This window comes from Pseudoduganella namucuonensis (genome assembly GCF_900116645.1).
Taxonomy (GTDB): domain Bacteria; phylum Pseudomonadota; class Gammaproteobacteria; order Burkholderiales; family Burkholderiaceae_D; genus Rugamonas; species Rugamonas namucuonensis.
This window is the reverse complement of the sequence record NZ_FPBO01000028.1, coordinates 42,309-65,272: the sequence shown is the minus strand read 5'-3', so window position 1 is coordinate 65,272 and position 22,964 is coordinate 42,309. Positions and strand designations below refer to the sequence as shown.

Here is a 22,964-nt window from a genome sequence, read left to right as displayed (position 1 = left end):
AACGACTATCGGGCGGGGGTCTTGTCCCGCTCCAGTTTCACCAGATCCCAACCCAGCTCGCGGCGTATCTGCTGCGGGTCGGACGGGGGACGCCGCTCCACCAGCTTGTCCTTCAGCCACTGGCGCACGGCTTCCTTGGTCGGTTGTTTCGGTTGTTCCACGGCGAGCCTCTTTAGAAAGCGAGAACGGATACCTTCACAACGCGACGGCGGCGATACCGTTGACGAGAAACCCCGAAATACAACACGGGTATGATGTAAGGAATTGTAAGGATCCCCAGGCCGAGTCAGACCTAGTCCCATGAGCATCAACGCCATCTCCCCCGTCGCCAGCGCCGCCGCCCCGCAGCGGGCCGGGCCCGTCGCGGCCAAGGCCGAGCTGACCCGGGAGCAGGTGGCGCAGCTGGACAAGCTGAAACAGCGCGACACCGAGGTGCGCCAGCACGAATTGGCCCATCTGTCGGCCGCCGGCGGCCTGGCCACGTCCGGCCCCAGCTACACCTATCAGCGGGGACCGAACGGCGTCAACTACGCGGTCGGCGGCGAGGTCAACATCGACACTTCGCCCGGCGCCACGCCGGAGGAAACCATCGCCAAGGCGCGCACCATGCAGGCCGCCGCGCTGGCCCCGGCCGAGCCGTCCAGCCAGGACAGGGCCGTCGCCGCCCAGGCCCGACAGCTGGAGCAGCGGGCCCGCGCCGAACTCGAACGCGCCTACACCACCTCCCCCACCCGCGGCGAAATCGACACCTACGCCTAGGACGGCGGCGGCCATGGCGCGCGCCTTGGCGGCCCCGTCGGTGCTAAAATCCGGGTTTTAACCGCCGTCCCCGCCATGCTCAAAGCTCCCCGCACCCTCACGTTTAAATGCGTCAAATGCAACAAATCGGTCACCGTGTTCCTGCAAAAGGTATCGGCCTGCTCCCATATCCAGCCTTACCAGGGCATTTGCGCTTGCGGCGAGGTGAAGCGCCACGCGACCGGGCAGAAGGACGCCGTGCAATCTTTCCTGGACTCCGCGGACGGAAATTGGCACCACCATCATTGAGCTCCACATTGCGCTTTCACAAGAAGGTTGAACAAACAGCTCAAGAAATCGCCAGTTTTGCCGATGTAATAAAGGAAACCCGACCTTAGGTGCTGCGATGACCAATTTATCTCCACTGAACTCACGTTCGTTCCTCCCCACTTCCCTGCCCTCCGCCAACGCGCAGGACGGCAAGAACTTGCGCTCCTCCAACTCCTCGCTGGCGGAGAAGGCGCAGAACGACCTGGTGTCACTGTCGAAAAATGGCATCGACCTGCAGCAGCGCGTCGACACGCTGGGCAACTCCACGGTGGATCTCGCGCAAAACCTGATCGGCACCTTCGCCCAGCAGATGTTCGGCGACGACCTCAAGGGCGCGACGATCTCCTTCGACTCCGTGGACCTGGAAACCTCGTCCAGCTTCGCCGCCGGCGTGCAGCAGAGCTCGGGCTCGGGCGGCGTCAGCAACGCGGCCGCGTTCAGCCTGACGGAAAGCTCGCACTTCCTCGGCAAGGGCACCATCACCACGGCCGACGGCCGCAAGTTCGATTTCGAAGTGGAAGTGCAATACGACTATTCATTGGAGGCGGCCGCCGGCCAGACCACGTCCGCCCCGGCCGACAGCAAGGCGCCGCGTTCGGCGGCCGACCCGTTGCCGGAGATCCAGTTCCCCGACATCCGCTTCCCCGGCAGTCTGCAAGACCTGTTCCGCCTGTTCGACAAGCCGCTGAAATCGGACTTGGTGGACCAGAAGTCGGAGGAAAAACTGGGCACGCTGTCGCTACGCCTGCTGAACCTGGTCAACAAACAGGAATCGCTGGACACCTACACCCAGCCCGGCGAGAAAAACGCCAAGGCCGTGGCCAACGCCTACGGCCGGACCGAGCCGTCGCTGCCCGAGCAGGCCGCCGCGCCGGCCCAGGCCAACGCCGAGGCGCGCGCCGCCGAGGCCGCGGCGGAGGCGCCCGCGCCGGAGCCGACACCGGCCCCGGACGCCGAGCCGGCCGCCTGATATCCGGCGCCGGTCGCGCGGCACGTATAATAGCGCCATCCCACGAACCGCCGCCCTTCGCGGCGGTTCTGCCGTTTACACCACCCACACACATTAAGTCAGCACAACTATGACCGCAGCCACACCCGAAGCGCCCCAACTCATCCACTGGACCGAAAACGGCGAGGAACGTTCGGCCCGCTGGCGCTCCGAGAGCGGCATGCCGCCGCCGAAACGCGTGATGCTGGCCGACGACACCCTCAACGCCGACGTGGCCTACCGCCTGGCCTGCGAGGGCACGGCCCTGCTGTGGCGCGGCGACTTCCAGAACGCGCGCCAGCTGCTGCAGGCGCTGGCGCGCCGCGCCGACCACAAGCTCGGCGGCGGCGGCAAGGGCAAGAAGGCCAAGGCCGTCAAGGCGCCGGCCACGCCCACCGAGGCCTTCCACCTGCACCGCCAAGCCCAGTCGCAGCGCGCCCGCACGCTGGCCATGCTGGTGATCCCGTTCGACGCCGACTACACCATCCCGCTGCGCCGCGCGCCGGACGCCAAGCTGGCCTGCAATGAAACCTACGGCCGCGGCGAACACCCCTTCGTGGCCTCGCTGCGCGAGCTGCAGGGCGTGATCGGCGCGCACGAATGGCGCCGCACCGGCGTCGAAATCCCCGCGCTGGGCGCGCGCATCCACCCGCACTACGGCGTGTTCTCGCCGGTGCGCGGCGAATACGTGGCGCTGGTCGACGAGGCGCCGCTGCCCAAGGGCACGCAGACCGCGTTCGACATCGGCGTCGGCACCGGCGTGCTGTCGGCCGTGCTGGCCAAACGGGGCGTGAAGCGCATCGTCGCCACCGACCAGGACCCGCGCGCCCTCAGCTGCGCCCGCGAGAACCTGGCCCGCCTGGACCTGGACGGCCAGGTCGAGCTGCAAAAGGCCGACCTGTTCCCCGAAGGCCGCGCGCAGCTGGTCGTGTGCAATCCGCCGTGGGTGCCGGCGCGCGCCAACTCGCCGATCGAGCACGCCGTGTACGACCCGGACAGCCGCATGCTGCGCGGCTACCTCGGCGGCCTGAGGGACCACCTGGCGCCCGGCGGCGAAGGCTGGCTGATCCTGTCGGACCTGGCCGAGCACCTCGGCCTGCGTCCGCGCGAGCAGCTGATGGAATGGATCGCCGCCGCCGGCCTGAAAGTGCTGGACCGCCACGACGTGCGCCCGACGCACCCGCGCGCCGCCGACGCCACCGACCCGCTGCACGCCGCCCGCGCCGCCGAAGTCACCTCGCTATGGCGCCTCGCCGCCGCCTAAAAAGTTACCCGCGCCACATCGGTGTCAGGCGCGACATTCGGACACGGCCTCCGCAGTGGCGGCCGTGAATCGCATGGCGACGCCGATGAGTTCGCGACTACGGCTGTGCTCGTGTCCGAATGTCGCGCCTGACACCGATGTGGTTTTGATATCAGTTGGGGACGGGGAGCTTGTTCTGCACTCGGCCCTTGCATTACGCGGCGAGGGTCTATATAATTCGGGCCTCAGACGCGGGGTGGAGCAGTCTGGCAGCTCGTCGGGCTCATAACCCGAAGGTCACAGGTTCAAATCCTGTCCCCGCAACCAGATTCAGAAAAGCCGTTGATTCTCTTACAGGAATCAACGGCTTTTTCATTTTCGTCGGCGGATCGCTACAGTTGTATCTTTCCATAGTGATACACTTTGCGGCTTCTAAATCTTCCAGCGAAGGAGCCAGGCGTGACGGACAAGAACAATGAGCAGCCAGCCAATCTCAACCGCCGCCGCATTTTCCAGGCAGCCGCGGCGACCGGACTCGCCTCCACGGTGCCGGGCATCGCCGGCGCGGCGCCCGCCAGGAACCCGGCCGGCTCGCTGGACGCGAAACTGAAGGAGCACGTCAAGAACGTGGTGGTGATCTACCTGGAGAACCGCAGCTTCAACAATCTGTTCGCGGACTTCCCCGGCTTGGCCGCGCCGATGTCCGCCCTCAAGCCCGAGCAGTACACGCAGGTCGATTACAACGGCGCGCCCCTGCCCGCCCTTCCCAGGATCTGGGGCGGCATGGTGCCGGCCTCGCAGACCATCGGCGGCGCGACCTACGAGATCAAGGAGGACCAGATCAAGGACCTGCCGAACGCGCCCTTCAAGCTGACCACGCCGGACGGCAAGCCGCTGCCGGAATCGGTCATCACGCGCGACCTGTGGCACCTGTTCTACCAGAACCAGATGCAGATCAACGGCGGCAGGAACGATGGCTTCGTCGCCTGGGGCAACACCGGCGGCATGCCGATGGGCTACTACAGCGAGTCGTCGAGGAACCTCGGCCTGTACCAGCTGGCGCGCCAATTCACGCTGTGCGACAACTTCTTCATGGCGGCTTTCGGCGGCTCCTACCTGAACCACCAGTTCCTGATCACCGGCCGCACGCCGGAGTACTTCAACGCCGCCGAAACGGCGGCGAAGAAGAAGATCTGCGTGCTGTCCGACGGCCCCACCGGCACCCGCCTGGCCGTCGCGCCGGACAGCCCGGCGTCGGCCATGGACGGCAAACCGAAATACGTGAACGACGGCGCCATCTCGCCGGACGGCTACGCGGTCAACACCATGGCGCCGCCCTACCAGCCCAGCTGGGTGCGGCCGGCGCCGGGCGGCGACGCCAGCCTGGCCGATCCGGCCGACGCCAGCACGCTGCCGCCGCAGACCTACGACACCATCGGCGACCTGCTGTCGGCCAAGGGCGTGGGCTGGGCGTGGTACGGCGGCGCGTGGCAGGCGGCGCTGGACACCAGGGGCGGCGGACCGAAGCCGAACTTCCAGTATCACCACCAGCCGTTCAACTACTTCAAGCGGTTCGCGCCCGGCACCGCCGCGCGCGCCGAGCACCTGCGCGACGGCGGCCTGGGCGACAGCCCCATGTCGAACAAGTTCCTGGCCGACGCGGTGGCCGGCAAGCTGCCGGCGGTGACGTTCTACAAGCCGCAGGGCAACCTGAACCTGCACGCGGGTTATTCTGACATCGAGTCGGGCGACCAGCACGTCACCAACGTCATCGCGCACTTGCAGAAGTCGCCGCAGTGGAAGGACATGGTGGTGGTGATCACCTTCGACGAGAACGGCGGCTGGTGGGACCACGTGGCGCCGCCCAAGGGCGACCGCTGGGGCCCGGGCTCGCGCATTCCGGCCATCGTGGTGTCGCCGCACGCCAAGAAGGGCGCGGTCGACCACAGCTTCTACGACACCACGTCCATCCTGCGCTTCATCACGCGCCTGCACGGCCTGCCGCTGCTGGAGGGCCTGAAGACGCGCAACGACGCGTTCGCGGCGCGCGGCGCGCTGCCGCCGGGCGATTTGACGGGGACGCTGAGCTTCCGCTGACGCCGCCGACAATCCCGACACGGCGGCATGGCTTTGTGATACACTCCGTGCCGCTTTAAACTTTTCTAAGCCCGACTCAATGCAGCCGGGCTTTTGTTTTGTAGGGCGCGTTCTGCAACGCACAGGGAAATGAGAGACAAAAAAGACAACGCGACGTTCGACCTGCCGGGCTTCACGCCGGCCGCGCCGATGGAACCGGAGCCGAAACGCCCGCCTCCGCCGCGCGCGCGCCGCGCCGCCCTGAAACAGGTGCAGCTGGAATTGCTGGAGGCCACCGACACCTCCGGCCTGCCCGTCTGGCAGCGCGACGAGGCCCTGGACCTGACCGGATTGCCGGTCTGGCGCAAGGACTGAGTCCCTCATCCCCGTCCGCCCCGGTGCGGACACACACACGCGCACGGCTGGCTTTTCGCCTGATAGACTGTGCGCACCCTCTTCACCACTTCTTAAAGTGTCCGCCACCATGAGTTCCGATTCCTTCCACAGCCTGCCGCTGACGCCCGCCTTCCTGGCCAACCTCGACATCCTCGGCTACAAGACGATGACGCCGATCCAGGCGCAAAGCCTGCCTTCCGTGCTGGAGGGCCGCGACCTGATCGCCCAGGCCCAGACCGGCAGCGGCAAGACCGCCGCCTTCGGCATCGGCATGCTGAGCAAGCTCAATCCCGCGTGGTTCGCCACCCAGGGCCTGGTGCTGTGCCCGACCCGCGAGCTGGCCGACCAGGTGGCCAACGAACTGCGCCGCCTGGCGCGCGGCGTGGGCAACGTGAAGGTGCTGGTGCTGACCGGCGGCGCGCCGATGCGCCCGCAGATCGCCTCGCTGGAGCACGGCGCGCACATCGTGGTGGGCACGCCCGGCCGCATCCGCGACCACCTGGGCCGCCAGACACTGGACCTGTCCACCGTGAACACGCTGGTGCTGGACGAGGCGGACCGCATGACCGACATGGGCTTCTACGACGAGATCGCCGGCATCGTCTCGGCCTGCCCGAAACGCCGCCAGACGCTGCTCTTCTCGGCCACCTACCCGGACGACATCCGCGTGGCCACCGAGGCCTTCCTGGCCGATCCGCTGGAGGTGATCATCACCGCGCAGCACGACAACAGCAAGATCGAACAGCGCTTCTACGAGGTGGGCTTCGACGACCGCGACGCCGCCGTCGGCAAGCTGCTCAAGCACTTCACACCCGCCTCGGCGATCGCCTTCTGCAACACCAAGGTGCATTGCCGCGAGCTGGTCGAGTCGCTGCGCGCGGACGGCTTCACGGCGCTGGCGCTGTACGGCGAACTGGAACAGCGCGAGCGCGACGAGATCCTGGTGCTGTTCTCCAACCGCAGCGCCACCGTGCTGGTGGCCACCGACGTGGCCGCGCGCGGCCTGGACATCGCCAACCTGGAGGCGGTGATCAATGTGGACGTGTCCAAGGACACCGAGGTGCACATCCACCGCATCGGCCGCACCGGCCGCGGCGACGAGCGCGGCCTGGCGCTGTCGCTGTGCGCGCCGAACGAGAAGAAGTGGGTCAAGCTGATCGAGGAATACCAGGGCAGCGAGGTGGAATGGCACTCGCTGAAGGAACTGCCGGACGACGAGTACGCCCAGGGCGATCCGGCGCCGATGATGACCTTGTGCGTCATGGCGGGCAAGAAGGAAAAGCTGCGTCCCGGCGACGTGCTGGGCGCGCTGACCGGCGACGCCGGCCTGGCCAAGGAACAGGTGGGCAAGATCAACGTGTTCGAATTCATGACCTACGTGGCGATCGATCGCCGCGTGGCCTACGAGGCCTTCGACCGCCTGGCCAAGGGCAGCCGCGAAGGCGCCGATTTCGGCACCTTCAAGGGCCGCAACTTCAAGATGCGCTTCATCGACGTCTGATCTGATACAGTGGTCGACGCGACCACTTTCAGGAGAGCGGCATGAAAATCGGACTGGCCGGCATCATGGTGGACAACCAGGACAAGGCGCGGGACTTCTACACCAGGGTCCTCGGTTTCACCGTCAAGAACGACATCCCCATGGGGCAGTTCCGCTGGCTGACCGTGATCTCCCCCGAGGGGGCCGACGATATCGAACTGGTGCTGGAGCCGATCGGCTTCCCGCCGGCCCACGCCTACCAGACGGCCCTGTACGAGGCCGGCATTCCCGCCACCGCCTTCCTCACGCACGACATCGCCGGCGAATACGCCAGCCTGAAGGAAAAAGGCGTGGCCTTCCGCGGCGAGCCGACGCCGATGGGACCCATCATCGGCGTGCTGTTCGAGGACACCTGCGGCAATCTGATCAACCTGGTGCAGCCCGGCTGATCACCCGCCCAGCAGATCGTTGGCGTTCAGGATGGCGTAGATGATTTCGGGGTTGCGCTTGAGGCAGCGGCGCACCGCCGCCGGGATCGCCTCGCGCGTCTTGCGGCACAGGCCGGGACGCATGGACAGTTCGATCTGCAGGCCCATCACGGTGCGCACCTCGTTCTCGCCGGGCGCGATGGTCAGGGACACGCCCAGGTTCTGCCGCAGGCGCACGCCGATGCGCTGCAACTCCTCGTAGCTGGCGGCGCCCTCGATGCGCTCGACCAGCCGCTTCTCCTCTTCCTTGGTCAGCCGCAGGATGGCGAGGTCGGCTTGCGGATCGTCCAGCAGCAACTCGCGCTTGCAGTCGCAGGCGCCGGGAGGGCATTCTTTGCGTATCGGGAAATCCGGTTGCTGCATGGACGGCACCGCCTTGGGGTTTCGATTCTCACCGCCGGCCACACGCCGGGCAAGGCAAATTCTACCCCGATTCGGGGGCGCGGCTTGTCGCTTTCGCGTCCGCCTTGTTTTATGCTAACATGCATGTTATCGATATCAGAAACCCTCGGAGACGACCCATGTTGTTGGATGCGAAAAAACGCGTGCTGCTGACCTTCATGGCGGCGGTGATGGCTACCTTGCCGGCCAAGGCGGAGCCCGCGCCCCACACCGGCTACCTGCTGGTGCACTTCACCAGCGAGGTCGCCGACGGCGAACAGATCTATTTTTCCACCAGCACGGACGGGCTGCACTGGCGGGACCTGAACGATTCGCGGCCGGTGCTGGTGTCGGACATCGGCGAAAAAGGTGTGCGCGATCCGGCCATCGTGCGCTCCGCCAATGGCGACAAGTTCTACATCCTGGCCACCGACCTGCGCATCGAGAGCGGCAAGGGCTGGGACGCGGCGGTGCACCGCGGCAGCACCTCCCTGATCATCTTCGAGTCGACCGATCTGCTCAACTGGTCGGCGCCGCGCAAAGTCGACATCGCCGGCGGCATCCCCGGGGCCGGCTGCGCATGGGCCCCGGAGGCGATCTACGACGACAGCACCGGCGAATACATCGTCTACTGGGCCACCACCTCCCCGTTGAACGGCATCGACAAGGCGCGCATCTATTATTCGACGACGCGCGACTTCGTGAGCTTCACTCCGGCGCGGCTGTATATCGACCGCCCCGGGAAAGCGGACATCATCGACACCCAGATCGTGAAGATGGACGACAGCGCCGGCGGCTACAAGTACTACCGCGCCTCGGGCGACGGCCAGATCACGCTGGAGGGCAGCCAGAAAATCCTGGGCGAATGGACCACCATCGGCGACCTGCGCTCGGTGGGTTTGACCGGCAAACAAGTCGAGGGGCCTATCCTGTACAAGTTCAACGGCACGGACCAGTGGGCGCTGTGGGTCGACCAGTACGCGGCGGGCAAGGGATACCTGTCGCTGGTCTCCTCCGATTTGTCGCGCGCCGAGAACTTCCGCATCCTGTCCCCCGCCGAGTATTCGATGGGCAAGAGCAAGAAGCGGCACGGCTCCATCCTGAGCGTTTCGGCCCGGGAGTACCAGGCGCTGCAGTCGAAATGGGGGCCGTCACGCTAGCACCCGTCGACCAGGAAGCGCTCAGCCGGCCAGCAGCGCGCAGAAGCGCTCCATGTCCACGTTGCCGCCGCTGAGGATGACGCCGACGCGCAGCCCCCGCAGCTGGTCGCGCATGGCGCGCGCGGCGGCGAAGCCCAGGCAGCCGGTGGGCTCGACCACGAGCTTCATGCGCGAGGCGAAGAAGCGCATGCCCTCCACCAGCTGCGCGTCGCTGACGGTGAGGATGTCGTCCACCTCGCGGCGGATGATCTCGAAGGTGTAGTCGCCCAGGTGCTGCGTCTGCGCGCCGTCGGCGATGGTTTTCGGCGTGTCGATGTGGACGATGGCGCCGCCGCGGAACGATTGCTGGCCGTCGTTGCCCGCCTCCGGTTCCACGCCGTAGATCTTGCAGCCCGGGGACAGCGCGCGCGCCGCCAGCGCGGAGCCGGACAGCAGGCCGCCGCCGCCCAGGCACACGAACAGCGCGTCCAGCTGCCCCGCCTCCTCGAACAGCTCCTTGGCGGCCGTGCCCTGGCCGGCGATGACGTCCGGATGGTCGTAGGGCGGGATCAGCGTCATGCCGTGCTCCTCGGCGAGCCGGCGGCCTATGGCTTCGCGGTCCTCGGTGTAGCGGTTGTAGAGCACGACCTTGCCGCCGTAGCCCTTGGTGGCGGCCACCTTCGCGGCCGGCGCGTCCTCCGGCATGACGATGGTGGCGGGGATGTCCAGCAGCCGCGCGGACAGGGCGATGGCTTGCGCGTGGTTGCCTGACGAGAAGGCGACCACGCCGCCCTTGCGCTGCCGCGCGTCGAAGCGCGACAGCGCGTTGTAGGCGCCGCGGAACTTGAAGGCGCCCATGCGCTGCAGGTTTTCGCATTTGAAGAACACTTGCGCGTTCAGTTCCTCGTCCGCGGTGCGGGAGGTGAGCACGGGCGTGCGGTGGGCGTGGCCCTCGATGCGGCGCGCGGCGGCGGCGACATCCTCGTAGGTCGGTGAAGCGAGCATGTGGATTTCCTTTTTTTCAGTGGTGATTACCAGGGCCAGGCGACGGCGGTGCCCACGCCGCGCGCGAGGGCCCGTTCATGGATGAGCCGCGCCACCGTCAAGTCCTGCAGCGCGATGCCGGTCATGTCGAAGATGGTGATGTCGTCCGGCTTGCGGTGCGCGTGCGCGCGGCCGCCCAGCAGCTCGCCCAGCTGCGCGCAGGGCAGCTCCGGCGCCCATTGCAGCTCGCCGATCTGGCGCGCCTGCACGTGGTCGTCCACGAACAGCCGCGCCCTGCGCAGCAGGCCCTCGGGCAGTTCGCGCTTGCCCCGGGTGTCGGCGCCGACGCAGTTCAGGTGCGTGCCGGGGCGCACCGCGTCGGCGTGGAACAGCGGGCCGCCGGCCGGGGTGGCGGTGATGACGATGTCCGCCAGCGCCACCGCGCTGTCGCGGTCCGCCGCCGGGCCGATGTCGCAGCGGTCCGAGAACAGCTGTTCGAATCCCGCGTCGCGCCGCCCCGTGGAGCCGACGTAGTCGACCCGCACCAGCGAGGGCATCAGCTCCAGCGCGAAGCGCAGCTGGACGCGGGCCTGGGTGCCGGTGCCGAACACGCACACGCGGGCGCTGTCGGCGCGCGCCAGCTGCGTCAGCCCCAGCGCGCCGGCGGCGCCGGTGCGCTCCGTGGTGACGGCGTTGCCGTCGATGACGCAGCGCGGCCGGCCCGTGGCGGGGTCGATCAGCATGATGGTGGCCTGGTGGGGCTCCGCGCCAAGGGCGCGGTTGCCGGGCCAGAAACCGGCCGTCTTGAAGCCCAGCAGGCCCTGGCCGGGCACGTCGCCGGACTTGATGCCCCACACGCCTTGTGGCAGCTGCTGGCGCACCATGGGGAACACCCTGCCCTCGTCGCTGTTGTGCAGCACGAAGGCGGCGCGCACCGATTCCAGCACCGCGCGGGTGTCCATCAGCGATCGCGCCTGGGCGCCGTCGATCAGCAGCAGTTCGTCATTTCGCATAGCCATACACCGTCGCCCTTGAAACGCCCAGGTGCTGGGCGATGATTTCCATGGCGCGCCGCACGTCCAGGCAGCCCGCCTCCCTCAACTCCGCGATCAGCGCGCGCCGCTCGTCCGCCTTCAGCGCCCGCGGCGTGCTCGATAGCCGCGCCGCGTACTGGTCGATGCGGCGGCGTATGCCGTCCGCGCCCACCGGGTCCAGCGACTCCAGCGGACCGGCGGCGCCGCCGGCCACGCGGCCGAACTGTTCCAGCACGCTTTGCAGGCCGTGAAACATGGTCAGGTCGACATTGATGCACAGCGCCGCCACGTAGCGGCCGGTGGAGTCCTTGACGCCGATCGAGGTGCTCTTGGCCTGCCGGCCGTCGGCGAAGCGGTTGGCGTAGTTGGCCAGCACGGCCGGGTAGTCCGGGTCGCCGATGCGCGCCAGGCCCAGCTCCGTGGCCGGGCCGCCGGGCTCGCGGCCGGACAGGTTGTTGTGGATGGCGGCGATGGCGTGGCGCGGGTCCAGCAGGTCGTGCACCACCACTTCGCAGAAGGGCGCGAGCGTCTGGCCCAGGCCTTCGGCCACGGTCTTGAGCTGCTCCAGCAGCAGCTTCTGTTCGGGGGTTTTGCGTATGGTCTTAGGCATCTGGACAGAATATCCAAAATTGGACATTCCGTCAAATCCCTTTCAGCGCATGGCCGGCGTGACGCTGGCGGGGAATTGCGGCACGCGGCGGTGCCTGGTGGCCTGCTCGAAGGCGTAGGCCATGCCGATCAGCGCGGCCTCGCTGTAGCTGCCGCCCACCAGCGACAGGCCGATCGGCAGGCCGTGCACATAGCCGGCCGGCACCGTGATGTGCGGGTAGCCGGCCACCGCCGCCGGCGACGAGAAGCCGCCGCCGAAGTGGTCGCCGTTGACGAAGTCCGTGAGCCAGGCGGTGCCGCCGGTGGGCGCGACCAGCGCGTCGAGCTGGTGCTCGGCGAGCACCTGGTCGATGCCCTCGTCGCGGGCGTAGCGGCGGTTGTTGGCCAGCGCGTCGAGGTAGGCCGGGGTGTCCAGGCCGCCCTTCTGCTCCGCGCGCTCCAGGTACTCCTGGCCGAAGTAGGGCATCTCCTTGTCGCCGTGGCGGCGGTTGTAGGCGATGACGTCGGCCATGCTCTTGACCGGCGCGGACGGCGCGTAGGCGGCCAGGTATTCGGCCAGCCCTGCCTTGAATTCGTACAGCAGCACGTCGGTCTCGGTGTCGCGGTACTTGCCCGCGTTGGGCACGCGCACCTCGACCAGCGTGGCGCCCTGCTCCTCCAGCACCTTCAGCGCCAGCGCGATCTGGGCGTCGATGTCGGCGCGGCGGCCGAAGTAGTTGCGCGCCACGCCCAGGCGCTTGCCGCGCAGGCCGTTCGGGTCGAGCGCGGCGGCGTAGTCCACCGCGTGCGGCGCGCCGCCCAGCGTGGCGGGGTCGGCGGGGTCGGCGCCGGCCATGGCGGCCAGCATCAGCGCGGCGTCGGCCACGCTGCGCGCCATCGGGCCGGCCGTGTCCTGCGAGTGGGCGATGGGGATGATGCCGCCGCGGCTGACCAGGCCCAGCGTGGGCTTGATGCCGACCAGGCCGCAGATGGACGCCGGCGAGACGATGGAGCCGTCGGTCTCGGTGCCGACCGCCAAGGTGGCCAGGCCGGCCGCGACGGCGGCGGCCGAGCCGGAACTGGAGCCGCTGCAGCTGCGGTCCAGCGCGTAGGGGTTGCGCGTGAGGCCGCCGCGCGCGCTCCAGCCGCTGACCGACTGGGTGGAGCGCATATTGGCCCACTCGCTCAGGTTGCTCTTGCCGATGATGACGGCGCCGGCCGCGCGCAGCCGCGCCACCACGTGGGCGTCGCGCTCGGCGCGCACGCCGGCCAGCGCCAGCGAGCCGGCGCTGGTGCTCATGCGGTCGGCGGTGGCGATGTTGTCCTTCAGGATCACGGGGATGCCGTGCAGCGGGCCGCGCAGGCGGTGGTGCAGGCGCTCGCGGTCCATCTCGAGCGCGATCTTGAGCGCCTCCGGGTTCAGCTCAATGATGGCGTTCAGGCGCGGGCCGGACTTGTCGACGCTGCGGATGCGCGCCAGGTATTGCGAGGCCAGCGCGTGCGCGGTGAGCTTGCGGGCCGCCATCAGCTCCTGCAGGGCTTGCACGCCGGCGTCCAGGATGCCGGGCTTGTAGACGGCGGCCATGGCCGGGCCGGCCGACGCCACGGCCGCGACGGGGCCGGCCGCCACGCCCGCCAACACCCCCATCCGTACGAATTCTCTGCGATCCATGCCGCCTCCGCCTCATTGGCATTGCTCAGCAGTACCGTGCGACGGTATTTTTCTTAGCTGATGCACAATTTGTCGGCCAATTCCTGACAACCTTTAATAAGAACTTCAGACCATGCAAGCAAACACCACAACTGTAATCCAGAGCGGCCTCGCCACCACCGACATCGGTCCCCGGCTGTCGGCCAATGGCCGCTACGCCGCGTTCGCCACCACGCAGAGCCTGCTGCCGGCCGACACCGCCGCCATCGCGGACATCTATGTGAAGGACTTGCAAACCGGCGCGCTGACCCTGGCCTCGACCGCCTCCAACGGCGGCCTGCTGACGGCGGCCTCGAGCGGCGTCAGCGTCAGCAACGACGGCAACACCATCGTTTTCCAGAATAATGGCACGCATGTGGGCGTCATGGTGAAAAACCTGGTCAACGGTGCGCTCGGCAGCGCCTCGACCAACGCGGCCGGCGTGGAGTCGAATGGACACAGCTACAACGCCGTACTGGCCGGCAATGGCGGCCATGTCGCCTTCCTCAGCAAGGCCACCAACCTGGCCGGCACCGACAGCAACGGCTTCGACGACGTGTACGTGAAGAACCTGCAGAGCGGCGCGGTGGTCAACGCGTCCACCACGGCGGCCGGCGCGCAGGCCAACGCGCCGAGCTCCGAGCTCAACATTTCGGCGGACGGCCGCTACGTCGCCTTCACCAGCTACGCCGACAACCTGGTCGCCAACGACAACAGCAACGCCGACATCTTCCTGAAGGACTTGGCGAACGGCAACCTGATCCGCATCTCCACCGATTCGAACGGCGCCGCCGCCAACGGCAACAGCGACCACGCGTCGTTCTCGGCCGACGGCCGCTACGTGGTGTTCTCCAGCTCGGCCAGCAACCTGGTGGCCGGCGACACCAACGGCGTGCGCGACGTGTTCCGCAAGGACCTGGTGACGGGCCAGACGGTGCGCGTGTCGGTCAACGCGGACGGCGGCCAGGGCGGCGGCGAGGCGGCCGACGCGTCGATCTCGGCCGACGGCCGCTACGTCGCCTTCTCCAGCGCGTCCAACCTGACGGCGGGCGACGGCGATGGCAAGGTCGACGTCTTCATCAAGGACGTGCTGACGGGCGCGCTGACCCGCGTGTCGCAGAACGGCGGGACGACCCAGTTCAACTACCTTGAAGGCAACGCGCTGGCCGGCAACGGCCTGGAGCTGCTGTACACCAGCATCACCGGCGGCACCCGCGCGCTGGTGCACGCCAAGGTGGGCGCGGGCTTCGGCTCGACGACGGGCGAGACCCTGTCCGGCACCGCCGGCGCGGACGTTATCAACGCCAACCAGGGCGCCGACACCATCACCGGCCAGGGCGGCAACGATGTCATCGACGGCGGCGGCGGCCTGGACACCGCGGTGTACCTGGGCGCGCGCGCCAACTACACCATCACCGCCACAGCGGCCGGCACCGTCATCGCCAACACCAGCGGCGGCGACGGCACCGACACGCTGGCCAACGTGGAGCGGGTGCACTTCGCCAACGCCGACGTGGCGCTGGACGTCAACGGCACGGCCGGCGTCGCCTACCGCCTGTACCAGGCCGCCTACGACCGCGTGCCGGACGCCGCCGGCCTGGGCTACTGGATCAAGCAGATGGACAACGGCCTGGGCCGCTTCGACGTGGCCGGCCACTTCATGGCGGGCGCGGAGGCGCAATCGGTGTACGGCGTGAACCCCAGCAACGACACCGCGCTGAACCTGTTCTACAACCACGTGCTGCACCGCAACGCCGACTCGGCCGGCTTCGCCTACTGGCTGAACGTGCTGGACAGCCATATCGCGACCCAGTCGCAAGTGCTGGCCAGCTTCGCCGAAAGCGCGGAGAACCAGGCCGCGCTGATCGGCACCATGCAGAACGGCATGACCTACGTGCCCTGGGCCGGCTGATCGCCAGCGGCATCCGCGCCGAAGCGCGCGGACGAAAAAAAAACGCTGCCGAAGGCAGCGTTTTTCATGGGGCGGGCGGTCTTAGTTGCGGACCACGCGCTTGTACTCGTTGGTGCGGGTGTCGATCTCGATGATGTCGTCCTGGCTCACGAACAGCGGCACTTGCACGGTGTGGCGCTTGCTTTCGATGGCGTTCTCGATCTTGGCTTCCTTCAGGACGTTGCCCGAGGTGTTGCCCTTGACGGCCGGCTCCGAGTACACGACCAGGCGCGCGATGGTGGTTGGCAGTTCAACCGAGATCGCCTTGCCGTCGTAGAACACGGCTTCGCATTCCATGCCGTCCTTCAGGTAGTTCAGGGCGTCGCCCAGGTTTTCCTCTTCGATTTCGTACTGGTTGTACTCTTCGTCCATGAAGACGTACAGCGGGTCGGCGAAGTAGGAGTAGGTCACCGGCTTCTTGTCCAGCACGACCACGTCGAATTTGTCGTCGCCGCGGAACACGTTTTCCAGCGGAGCGTTGGTCAGAAGATTCTTCATCTTCCATTTGTAGGTGAAGCCCGTGCGGCTCGAGCCGTTGACATCGGAACGCAGGACGATGAAAGGCTTGGCGTCAACCATGATGATGTTGCCAACACGAATTTCTTTTGCGGGTTTCATAGCGAATGTACGTATAAAGGAGGTTGCGTAAAAATCATCTGTCGCCTGCTGGCTGGCCTATGGCGCCGTGAGCTCTAGTGTGATCGAATAAAACTACGTGAGAGTAACCCGGCAGTATACCTTATTTTTCGCGGGCCGCACACTGGAGCGAGGCCGCGAAGGCCAGGAGATTGGACGCCAGATCGCCGTTTTCCAACATCTGCCGCCGCCACTCGGCGGCGCGGGCGGCGATGCCGGCCATGTCCGCCCTCAGCGACAACCACTGGGCGGACCAGTCGGCCTGGCGGGCGTCGTTCCAGCCCAGCGAGAAGTCGTTGGCGCTGGCGATGCCGGCCGAGTAGCGCTGCAGGAAGGCGCGCAGTTTCTTGTGGTGCAGGTTCTCGTCCTGCGGATAGATGTGCCAGATGAAGGGCTTGCCGGCCCACTGCGCGCGCACGATGGAATCCTCGCCGCGCACGAAGTTCAGGTCGCAGGCCCACAGCAGCTTGTCGTAATCGGGCTGGGCGACGAAGGGCAGCACGCGCACGGTGAGCGCGCCGCGCGTGCGCGAGGCGCCCGCCTTCGGCTCCCCGCCCAGGAAGGCTTGCACGGCCACCGGGGCGACGCCCTCGGGCACCAGGCAGGCGACCGGCGCGTCGCCCTCGCGCCAGGCCTCGAACAGGGCCGGCACCGGCGCGTGCGGGTAGCAGAACAGCGACACCTTGAACGACGCCATCTCCTCCGGCGTGACGCCGAAGCGCGCCAGGAAGGCCGCCATTGCCGCCGGGTCCGCCTGGAATCGCTGGCGCTGCGCCTCCAGCGCGCCTTCGCGCAGCAGGCCGCCCGTCTTGGCGGTGAAGCCGGGGAAGTAGAAGTGCTTGGTCAGCGGCAGGCGCGGATGGGAAGACGGCAGCGTGTGGCAGCCCTCCACCCACTCCTCCGCGCTCAGGCCCTCGAGGTTCAGCCACACGGGACGGGGCTCGCGTCGCGCCATGGCGGCGATGTAGGCGGGCGGGATGTCGCAGCCGAAGAATTCGATGACGATGTCGGCGATGTCGGCCGTGTCGAACTCGCCGTCCTGGCCGCGCCAGTGGCGCACCAGAATCCCCCCCGGCGCGCCACCCAGCCACTGGAACTCGGCGGCCGTGTCCACCTCGGGGCAGATGCGCTGGAATGTTTGCAGATCGTCCACCCACAGGGTGACGGCGATGCCGTGCTCGTTGTGCAGCTGCCGCGCCAGGCGCCAGCAGATGCCGATGTCGCCGTAGTTGTCGACGACCTTGCAAAACAGGGCGAGCGTGGCGCGCATGGGAGTGGAGGTCATGGTCGGGGGCGGATAAGCAAAAAGCCGCTCTCGGCGGCTTTTTCTGTAGTGGCGTCCCCACGGGGATTCGAACCCCGGTACTCACCGTGAAAGGGTGATGTCCTAGGCCTCTAGACGATGGGGACGTCGTGAAGCGTGGGCGAATTGTAGCATGGGGAATTGGCGTTCATCAAGTCCGCGCCCCTCGCGAACCCGGGCGCGATTCAGCCGAAATGGGTGGCGCGCGTGAGGAAGGTGTAGTCGCCCTCCACCATCATCATGGCGCACAGGACCAGCAGCGCCAGCGGCGGCACCAGGATGGTGTAGATCAGCGCCAGCCGCTCCCAGCGCAGGTGCATGAAGTAGGCGACGATGAGGCCGGCCTTGGCCATCATCAGGACCAGGATCAGCGTCCAGCGCAGATAGCTTTGCACGTGGAAGAAGTCGACCAGGTAGGACAGCGTGCTGAGCAGGAACAGCAGGCCCCATATCTTGAAATAGACGCCGATCGGATGCTGCGTGTGCCCTTCCTGGGCGGCGCCGGGTGTGCTTGCGGTGGACATATGCCCTCCCCTACCACAGGTAGAAAAACGCGAAGATGAAGACCCAGACCAGGTCCACGAAGTGCCAGTACAGACCGGCGATTTCGACGATGTCGTACTTGCCGCCGCCGCGCGCCCGCTCGTAGTGTCCGTTCTGCAGGCGGCGCGCCACGACGCCGAGGTAGATCACGCCGGCCGTCACGTGCATGCCGTGGAAACCGGTGATCATGAAGAAGCAGGAGCCGAACTGCGCCGCGCCCATGGGATTGGCCCAGGGCCGCACGCCCTCATGGATCAGCTTGGTCCATTCGAAGGCCTGCATGCCGACGAACATGGCGCCGAACAGCGCGGTCACCCACATCAGCCGCGCGGCGGTCTTGCGGTCGCCGCGGTAGGCGAAATTGACGGCCATGGCCATCGTGCCGCTGCTGGTGATGAGCACGAAGGTCATGATGGCGATCAGTATCAAGGGCAGGGTCGCGCCGGCGATCGTCAGCGCGAACACCTCGCTGGGATTGGGCCAGGGCTCGGTGGCGGACAGGCGCACCGTCATGTAGCCGGTGAGGAAGCTGCCGAAGATGAAGGTGTCGCTGAGCAGGAAGATCCACATCATCAGCTTGCCCCAGGGGACGTGGAAGGCGGCCTTGTCGCCGGACCAGTCGTCCACCATGCTGCGCAGGCTGCCGCCGTCTCGCGTGTCCATGATCACCTCGCTTGCGGCGGCCTGATGCCGACGCTTTCACACACCACTTGCACCAGATCCGGAGTGACCAGGAACAGCAAGGCGAACAGCGCCAGCCACAGCACCAGCAGATAGTGCCAGTACCGCGCGCACAAGGCGATGCTGCCCGCCAGGCGCGAGCGCCGCCGCGCCCGCGCCGCGCCGCCGGAATGCCCGGCGCCGCGCAGCATCGCGCCGCCGGCGATGGCGGCCGCCAGCAGGCCGCCGATGACGTGCAGGCCGTGCAATCCGGTCAACAGGTAGAAGAAGCTGTTGGCCGGGTTGCCGTCGACGCGGTAGTCCATGGCCATCATCGCTTGCCAGGCCCACAGCTGCGCCAGCAGGAAGGCCAGCGACAGCGCGCACGCCAGGATGCCGGCGCGCCGGCCGGCCGGGCCGTGCGCCGAGCGCCGCGCCACCTCCCAGGCGACGCTGGCCAGCGCCAGCAAGGCCGTGCTGAACCACAGCTGCGCCGGCACGTAGCGCAGCGGCTGCCAATCGGCCATCGCCATCCGCATCACGTAGGCGATGCCGAACAGCATGAACAGCGACGTGACCACCGCCATGAAGACCCACAGCCCCACCTTGCGCGCGTCCACCGCGGGCACGGTGCTTTTTGACAGATCGAGCGCGCTCATGCCGGCCTCTCCTTGCCGCCCAGCGGCCGTGTCGGCGCGGGCGCGCCGCCAAGCGCATCCTCGTCCGGGCCGACGTTTTGCGGGATGTAATCGCTGCCCGTGCCCGGCTGTCCGTAGTCGTAGGCGCCGCGGTACACCACCGGCAGCGACGGTCCCCAGTTGCCGTGCGTGGGCGGGGTTTCCGGCGTAAACCATTCCAGGCTGGCGGCGCGCCAGGGGTTGCCGCCGGCCGGCTTGCCGCGGAAGGCGCTGTAGCCGATGTTGAACACGAACAGCAGCTGCACCACGCCGACGATCAGCGCGGCGATGGTGATGAATTCGTTCAAGGCCTGCGCCGACGGCGGGATGAAACTGTAGTTCTCGTACGCGTAGTAGCGGCGCGGCATGCCCAGGATGCCGAGGTAGTGCATGGGGAAGAAGATCGCGTAGGAACCCAGGAAGGTGACCCAGAAATGCAGCTTGCCGAGGCCCTCGTTGAACATGCGCCCGGTGACCTTGGGATACCAGTGGTAGATGCCGCCGAACACCGCCAGCACGGGCGACACGCCCATCACCATGTGGAAGTGGGCCACCACGAAATAGGTGTTCGACAGCGGGATGTCGACGCTGACATTGCCGAGGAACAGGCCGGTCACGCCGCCCAGCACGAAGGTGCTGATGAAGCCCAGCGCGAACAGCATGGGCACGGTCAGGTGTATGTCGCCGCGCCACAGGGTCAGGGTCCAGTTGTAGACCTTGATCGCGGTGGGCACTGCGATCACCAGCGTGGTCACGGCGAAGAAGAAGCCGAACAGCGGATGCATGCCGCTCACATACATGTGGTGCGCCCACACCACGAAGCTGAGCCCGCCGATCACCACGATGGCCCACACCATCATCTTGTAGCCGAAGATGCATTTGCGGGCGTGCACGCTGACCAGGTCGGAGATGATGCCGAACGCCGGCAGGGCCACGATGTACACCTCCGGATGGCCGAAGAACCAGAACAGGTGCTGGAACAGCAGCGGGCTGCCGCCTTTGTGCTCCAGGTGCTGGCCCATGGAAACGACGGCCGGCATGAAGAAGCTGCTGCCCAGCGTCTTGTCGAACAACATCATCACGCCGCTGACGAACAGCGCCGGGAAGGCCAGCAGCGCCAGGATGGTGGCCACGAAGATGCCCCACACCGTCAGCGGCATGCGCATCAGCGTCATGCCGCGCGTGCGCGCCTGCAGGATGGTGGACACGTAGTTCAGCCCGCCCATGGTGGCGGCCGCGATGAACACCACCAGCGAGACCAGCATCACGATGATGCCCCATTCGATGCCCGGCGTGCCCTGCATGATGGCCTGCGGCGGATACAGGGTCCAGCCGGCGCCGGTGGGGCCGCCGGGCACGAAGAAGCTGGCCACCAGGATCAGCACGGACAGCAGGTAGAACCAGTAGCTGAGCATGTTCAGGAAGGGGAACACCATGTCGCGCGCGCCCACCATCAGCGGAATCAGGTAGTTGCCGAAGCCGCCCAGGAACAGCGCGGTCAGCAGGTAGACCACCATGATCATGCCGTGCATGGTGATGAACTGGTAATAGCTGGACGGGTCGATGAAGGAGAATTTGCCCGGATAGCCCAGCTGCAGCCGCATCAGGTCCGACAGCACCAGCCCGATCAGCCCCACCACGATGGCGGTGAGCGCGTACTGGATCGCGATGACCTTGTGGTCCTGGCTCCACACGTATTTGGTGACCCAGCTTTGCGGGCCGTGGCCGTGATCGTCGTCGTGCTCGTCGCCGTGCGTCATTGCTGCCTCCCGGAGCTACTACTCATTTCACGGATTTGATATACGCCACCATGGCCGCCAGTTCCGCGTCGGTGAACGGCTGCCGCGGCATCACGGGCGGGAAGCCGCGCACATTGCTGGCCTTGGGCTCGGCGATCGCCTGCTTCAGGTAGGCATCGTCCGCCACCACGGTCTTGTCGCCGTCCAGGTTTTCCGTCTTGCCGTACAAGCCCTTCCAGGTCGGCCCCACGCCGGGGGCGCCGTCCACGCTGTGGCAGGCCATGCAGCCGCGCGCCTGCGCCAGCAGCTTGCCCTGGGTGGCGACGTCGCCGGCCGCCGCCGCGGGCGCGGGCGCGCCGCCCTCCTCCACCGGCGGTGGCGCCGCGCCCGGCGCGGCCGCCCTCAGCTTGGCGAAGGTGGGCTGGGCCGCCAGCCAGGCCTGGTAGGCCGGCTCCTCGTCCACGATCACCCAGCTGCGCATATTGGCGTGGCCGACGCCGCACAGCTGCGCGCACAGCACCTCGTATTTGCCGACGATGGTGGGCGTGAACCAGAACGAGGTCACCATGCCGGGCACCATGTTCATGCGCGAGCGGAACTGCGGCACATAGAAGTCGTGCAGCACGTCCTGCGAGCGCAGCAGCACCTTGACCGGCTTGTTGACGGGGATGTGGATTTCCTGTGTGTCCACCAGCAGGTCGTCCTGTCCGTTCGGATCCTTTTCGTTGATGCCGAAGGGATTGACGGAACTGATGTGGCTGACGTCGGTCTGGCCCATCTTGCCGTCCTTGCCGGGCAAGCGGTAATGCCAGCGCCATTGCTGGCCCATGACCTCGAACTGCATCGCGTCCGACGGCGGCGTGATCAGCTTGGCGTACACGTCCAGCCCCGGCGCCAGCAGGACGACGATGCCCAGCGTGGTGACGCCGATCAGCCACCACTCCAGCTTCTTGCTGCCATGCTCGGGGGACGCGCGCACGCCTTCGCGGTGGCGGAAGCGTATGACCGCGTATGCGACAAACAGGTTGATGATGACGAAGACCGCGCCGGTCATGTACAGCGTCAGCATCAAGGCGTCGTCCATCTGCTGCCAGTTGGAGGCAAGCGGGGTCAGCCACCAGGGACTGGCGGCGTGGAACGCCACGGCGCCAATCACGATAAGGATCAATGCCAATGCAAGCGCCATGTGCAGCTCCCGCGTTCAAATGTTTCGTTGAAAGAGCCTCTGAGCCATGCTCGAACCGCCTGTCATGCCCAACGAACCACGTACACGGTGCTGTTAAGGGAGCTTCTGTTCCATCTTGCGATAAATGTAGGCCGCCGACATGCCGAAGATCACGTGGCCGATGGCCGTCGGCCAGCCGCGCAACTCGGCGAACCAGGAGAAGGCCCCGGCCATGCCGTAAAAATTCAACACATAGAGGATCAGGCCGAACGCGGCGCCCGCCAGCAGCACCATGCCGGTGCTGGAGTCGAGCTGGAACGGCGCGATGAGGGCCGCCAGCATGATGCCGAAGGCCACGCCCAGGATGTAATGCACGGCCAGCGCCGCGGCGAGCACGCCGAAGCTGTAGCCGCTGGACTGGAGCACGTCCCAGCCCATGACCATGGCGGCGATCATGCGGGTCGCGAGCCAAGGGTTGGGGTCGGCTGAAATGGCGGTCCATGCCAGTTCCAGCATCATCAGAATACCGCCGGCGCCAAAGCCGGCCACCGCCGCGGCCGCCCAATCAGGCTGACGCGCGACCCAGCGGTGCGAGTGCATATGCAGTTCCATGACCGTCTCCCGGTGCGTTCGGCAGCTTCGGACGGCTGCCATGAACCTGGTTCAGTTTAGGTCAGTTTCGCCAACATGCAAACTCGGCAAAATTGCAATCGATCCACGGCTGTGACTGGCATG

24 protein-coding genes and 2 tRNA genes are annotated in these 22,964 nt (G+C 67.1%); 11 read left to right on the top strand and 15 right to left on the bottom strand.

Annotated elements, in window-relative coordinates:
* Window positions 1–5 precede the first annotated feature (5 nt).
* Window positions 6–161 carry a hypothetical protein gene (locus BM436_RS37230; protein WP_177307484.1) on the bottom strand — a complete coding sequence of 52 codons (156 nt, stop codon included), beginning with the start codon at window positions 159–161 and terminating at the stop codon, window positions 6–8.
* A 139-nt stretch (window positions 162–300) separates the two neighbouring features.
* Between BM436_RS37230 and BM436_RS24890 the strand changes: the two genes are divergently transcribed.
* From BM436_RS24890 to BM436_RS24850, 9 genes are all read left to right on the top strand, one after another.
* Window positions 301–759, top strand: coding sequence for a putative metalloprotease CJM1_0395 family protein (locus BM436_RS24890; RefSeq protein WP_093558228.1), 459 nt, complete (start codon window positions 301–303; stop codon window positions 757–759).
* 75 nt (window positions 760–834) lie between these two features.
* Complete coding sequence (locus tag BM436_RS38025; RefSeq protein WP_093558227.1) at window positions 835–1,047, top strand: hypothetical protein; 213 nt, start codon at window positions 835–837, stop codon at window positions 1,045–1,047.
* Between the two features lie 97 nt (window positions 1,048–1,144).
* Window positions 1,145–2,038, top strand: coding sequence for a hypothetical protein (locus tag BM436_RS24880; protein WP_093558226.1), 894 nt, complete (start codon window positions 1,145–1,147; stop codon window positions 2,036–2,038).
* Window positions 2,039–2,147: 109 nt separating this feature from the next.
* A complete protein-coding gene (locus tag BM436_RS24875; RefSeq protein WP_093558225.1) occupies window positions 2,148–3,320 on the top strand; it encodes a methyltransferase in 1,173 nt (390 codons plus the stop codon).
* Window positions 3,321–3,549: 229 nt separating this feature from the next.
* Window positions 3,550–3,626 (top strand) — tRNA-Met (locus tag BM436_RS24870).
* Between the two features lie 132 nt (window positions 3,627–3,758).
* Window positions 3,759–5,396, top strand: a complete 1,638-nt coding sequence (locus tag BM436_RS24865) for an acid phosphatase (protein ID WP_093558224.1) — start codon at window positions 3,759–3,761, stop codon at window positions 5,394–5,396.
* 129 nt (window positions 5,397–5,525) lie between these two features.
* On the top strand, window positions 5,526–5,750 hold the full coding sequence (locus tag BM436_RS24860) for a hypothetical protein (RefSeq protein ID WP_093558223.1): 225 nt from the start codon (window positions 5,526–5,528) through the stop codon (window positions 5,748–5,750).
* A gap of 109 nt (window positions 5,751–5,859) precedes the next feature.
* Window positions 5,860–7,272 (top strand): ATP-dependent RNA helicase DbpA, encoded by a 1,413-nt coding sequence (gene dbpA / locus BM436_RS24855; protein WP_093558222.1) that lies wholly within the window; start codon window positions 5,860–5,862, stop codon window positions 7,270–7,272.
* Window positions 7,273–7,313: 41 nt separating this feature from the next.
* Window positions 7,314–7,700, top strand: coding sequence for a VOC family protein (locus BM436_RS24850; protein ID WP_093558221.1), 387 nt, complete (start codon window positions 7,314–7,316; stop codon window positions 7,698–7,700).
* On the opposite strand, the gene BM436_RS24845 is transcribed toward BM436_RS24850, so the two are convergent.
* Window positions 7,701–8,102, bottom strand: coding sequence for a hypothetical protein (locus BM436_RS24845; protein WP_093558220.1), 402 nt, complete (start codon window positions 8,100–8,102; stop codon window positions 7,701–7,703).
* 158 nt (window positions 8,103–8,260) lie between these two features.
* Between BM436_RS24845 and BM436_RS24840 the strand changes: the two genes are divergently transcribed.
* Complete coding sequence (locus BM436_RS24840) at window positions 8,261–9,280, top strand: glycoside hydrolase family 43 protein (protein ID WP_093558219.1); 1,020 nt, start codon at window positions 8,261–8,263, stop codon at window positions 9,278–9,280.
* Between the two features lie 21 nt (window positions 9,281–9,301).
* Here the strand turns inward: BM436_RS24840 and BM436_RS24835 are convergent, their stop codons facing one another.
* Genes BM436_RS24835 through BM436_RS24820 form a run of 4 tightly spaced genes read right to left on the bottom strand, consistent with a single transcriptional unit; the run spans window position 9,302 to window position 13,537 of the window.
* Complete coding sequence (locus BM436_RS24835; protein ID WP_093558218.1) at window positions 9,302–10,264, bottom strand: threo-3-hydroxy-L-aspartate ammonia-lyase; 963 nt, start codon at window positions 10,262–10,264, stop codon at window positions 9,302–9,304.
* A gap of 26 nt (window positions 10,265–10,290) precedes the next feature.
* Window positions 10,291–11,256 (bottom strand): ornithine cyclodeaminase family protein, encoded by a 966-nt coding sequence (locus tag BM436_RS24830; RefSeq protein ID WP_093558217.1) that lies wholly within the window; start codon window positions 11,254–11,256, stop codon window positions 10,291–10,293.
* Entirely contained in the window at window positions 11,246–11,887 is a 642-nt protein-coding gene (locus BM436_RS24825) for a helix-turn-helix transcriptional regulator (protein WP_093558216.1), read from the bottom strand. Before BM436_RS24825 ends, BM436_RS24830 begins: the two co-directional genes overlap by 11 nt.
* 42 nt (window positions 11,888–11,929) lie before the next feature.
* The gene (locus BM436_RS24820; protein ID WP_093558215.1) at window positions 11,930–13,537 is read right to left on the bottom strand and encodes an amidase; all 1,608 of its coding nucleotides are present in this window, start codon (window positions 13,535–13,537) and stop codon (window positions 11,930–11,932) included.
* A gap of 112 nt (window positions 13,538–13,649) precedes the next feature.
* Between BM436_RS24820 and BM436_RS24815 the strand changes: the two genes are divergently transcribed.
* Window positions 13,650–15,467, top strand: coding sequence for a DUF4214 domain-containing protein (locus tag BM436_RS24815; RefSeq protein ID WP_093558214.1), 1,818 nt, complete (start codon window positions 13,650–13,652; stop codon window positions 15,465–15,467).
* 81 nt (window positions 15,468–15,548) lie between these two features.
* Here the strand turns inward: BM436_RS24815 and BM436_RS24810 are convergent, their stop codons facing one another.
* From BM436_RS24810 to BM436_RS24770, 9 genes are all read right to left on the bottom strand, one after another.
* On the bottom strand, window positions 15,549–16,124 hold the full coding sequence (locus BM436_RS24810; protein WP_093558213.1) for an elongation factor P: 576 nt from the start codon (window positions 16,122–16,124) through the stop codon (window positions 15,549–15,551).
* A 121-nt stretch (window positions 16,125–16,245) separates the two neighbouring features.
* Complete coding sequence (gene earP / locus BM436_RS24805) at window positions 16,246–17,427, bottom strand: elongation factor P maturation arginine rhamnosyltransferase EarP (protein ID WP_093558212.1); 1,182 nt, start codon at window positions 17,425–17,427, stop codon at window positions 16,246–16,248.
* A gap of 49 nt (window positions 17,428–17,476) precedes the next feature.
* Window positions 17,477–17,552 (bottom strand) — tRNA-Glu (locus tag BM436_RS24800).
* Window positions 17,553–17,630: 78 nt separating this feature from the next.
* Entirely contained in the window at window positions 17,631–17,969 is a 339-nt protein-coding gene (locus BM436_RS24795) for a cytochrome C oxidase subunit IV family protein (RefSeq protein WP_093558211.1), read from the bottom strand.
* Between the two features lie 10 nt (window positions 17,970–17,979).
* A complete protein-coding gene (locus BM436_RS24790; protein WP_229490681.1) occupies window positions 17,980–18,651 on the bottom strand; it encodes a heme-copper oxidase subunit III family protein in 672 nt (223 codons plus the stop codon).
* A 2-nt stretch (window positions 18,652–18,653) separates the two neighbouring features.
* Entirely contained in the window at window positions 18,654–19,307 is a 654-nt protein-coding gene (locus tag BM436_RS24785; RefSeq protein ID WP_093558210.1) for a cytochrome c oxidase subunit 3 family protein, read from the bottom strand.
* Window positions 19,304–21,085 (bottom strand): cytochrome c oxidase subunit I, encoded by a 1,782-nt coding sequence (locus tag BM436_RS24780; protein ID WP_093558209.1) that lies wholly within the window; start codon window positions 21,083–21,085, stop codon window positions 19,304–19,306. The genes BM436_RS24785 and BM436_RS24780 overlap by 4 nt, the downstream gene beginning before the upstream one ends.
* Window positions 21,086–21,107: 22 nt before the next feature.
* Window positions 21,108–22,250, bottom strand: coding sequence for a cytochrome c oxidase subunit II (locus BM436_RS24775; RefSeq protein ID WP_093558208.1), 1,143 nt, complete (start codon window positions 22,248–22,250; stop codon window positions 21,108–21,110).
* 93 nt (window positions 22,251–22,343) lie between these two features.
* Window positions 22,344–22,841 (bottom strand): hypothetical protein, encoded by a 498-nt coding sequence (locus BM436_RS24770; RefSeq protein WP_093558207.1) that lies wholly within the window; start codon window positions 22,839–22,841, stop codon window positions 22,344–22,346.
* Between the last annotated feature and the right edge of the window lie 123 nt (window positions 22,842–22,964).

Excerpts from the sequence above, each read along its gene's own strand:
- BM436_RS24890 (WP_093558228.1), top strand. The coding sequence starts at position 301 with ATGAGCATCAACGCCATCTCCCCCGTCGCCAGCGCCGCCGCCCCGCAG.
- BM436_RS38025 (WP_093558227.1), top strand. The coding sequence starts at position 835 with ATGCTCAAAGCTCCCCGCACCCTCACGTTTAAATGCGTCAAATGCAAC.
- BM436_RS24880 (WP_093558226.1), top strand. The coding sequence starts at position 1,145 with ATGACCAATTTATCTCCACTGAACTCACGTTCGTTCCTCCCCACTTCC.
- BM436_RS24875 (WP_093558225.1), top strand. The coding sequence starts at position 2,148 with ATGACCGCAGCCACACCCGAAGCGCCCCAACTCATCCACTGGACCGAA.
- BM436_RS24860 (WP_093558223.1), top strand. The coding sequence starts at position 5,526 with ATGAGAGACAAAAAAGACAACGCGACGTTCGACCTGCCGGGCTTCACG.
- dbpA (WP_093558222.1), top strand. The coding sequence starts at position 5,860 with ATGAGTTCCGATTCCTTCCACAGCCTGCCGCTGACGCCCGCCTTCCTG.
- BM436_RS24850 (WP_093558221.1), top strand. The coding sequence starts at position 7,314 with ATGAAAATCGGACTGGCCGGCATCATGGTGGACAACCAGGACAAGGCG.
- BM436_RS24845 (WP_093558220.1), bottom strand. The coding sequence starts at position 8,102 with ATGCAGCAACCGGATTTCCCGATACGCAAAGAATGCCCTCCCGGCGCC.
- BM436_RS24840 (WP_093558219.1), top strand. The coding sequence starts at position 8,261 with ATGTTGTTGGATGCGAAAAAACGCGTGCTGCTGACCTTCATGGCGGCG.
- BM436_RS24835 (WP_093558218.1), bottom strand. The coding sequence starts at position 10,264 with ATGCTCGCTTCACCGACCTACGAGGATGTCGCCGCCGCCGCGCGCCGC.
- BM436_RS24830 (WP_093558217.1), bottom strand. The coding sequence starts at position 11,256 with ATGCGAAATGACGAACTGCTGCTGATCGACGGCGCCCAGGCGCGATCG.
- BM436_RS24825 (WP_093558216.1), bottom strand. The coding sequence starts at position 11,887 with ATGCCTAAGACCATACGCAAAACCCCCGAACAGAAGCTGCTGCTGGAG.
- BM436_RS24820 (WP_093558215.1), bottom strand. The coding sequence starts at position 13,537 with ATGGATCGCAGAGAATTCGTACGGATGGGGGTGTTGGCGGGCGTGGCG.
- BM436_RS24815 (WP_093558214.1), top strand. The coding sequence starts at position 13,650 with ATGCAAGCAAACACCACAACTGTAATCCAGAGCGGCCTCGCCACCACC.
- BM436_RS24810 (WP_093558213.1), bottom strand. The coding sequence starts at position 16,124 with ATGAAACCCGCAAAAGAAATTCGTGTTGGCAACATCATCATGGTTGAC.
- earP (WP_093558212.1), bottom strand. The coding sequence starts at position 17,427 with ATGACCTCCACTCCCATGCGCGCCACGCTCGCCCTGTTTTGCAAGGTC.
- BM436_RS24795 (WP_093558211.1), bottom strand. The coding sequence starts at position 17,969 with ATGTCCACCGCAAGCACACCCGGCGCCGCCCAGGAAGGGCACACGCAG.
- BM436_RS24790 (WP_229490681.1), bottom strand. The coding sequence starts at position 18,651 with ATGGACACGCGAGACGGCGGCAGCCTGCGCAGCATGGTGGACGACTGG.
- BM436_RS24785 (WP_093558210.1), bottom strand. The coding sequence starts at position 19,307 with ATGAGCGCGCTCGATCTGTCAAAAAGCACCGTGCCCGCGGTGGACGCG.
- BM436_RS24780 (WP_093558209.1), bottom strand. The coding sequence starts at position 21,085 with ATGACGCACGGCGACGAGCACGACGACGATCACGGCCACGGCCCGCAA.
- BM436_RS24775 (WP_093558208.1), bottom strand. The coding sequence starts at position 22,250 with ATGGCGCTTGCATTGGCATTGATCCTTATCGTGATTGGCGCCGTGGCG.
- BM436_RS24770 (WP_093558207.1), bottom strand. The coding sequence starts at position 22,841 with ATGGAACTGCATATGCACTCGCACCGCTGGGTCGCGCGTCAGCCTGAT.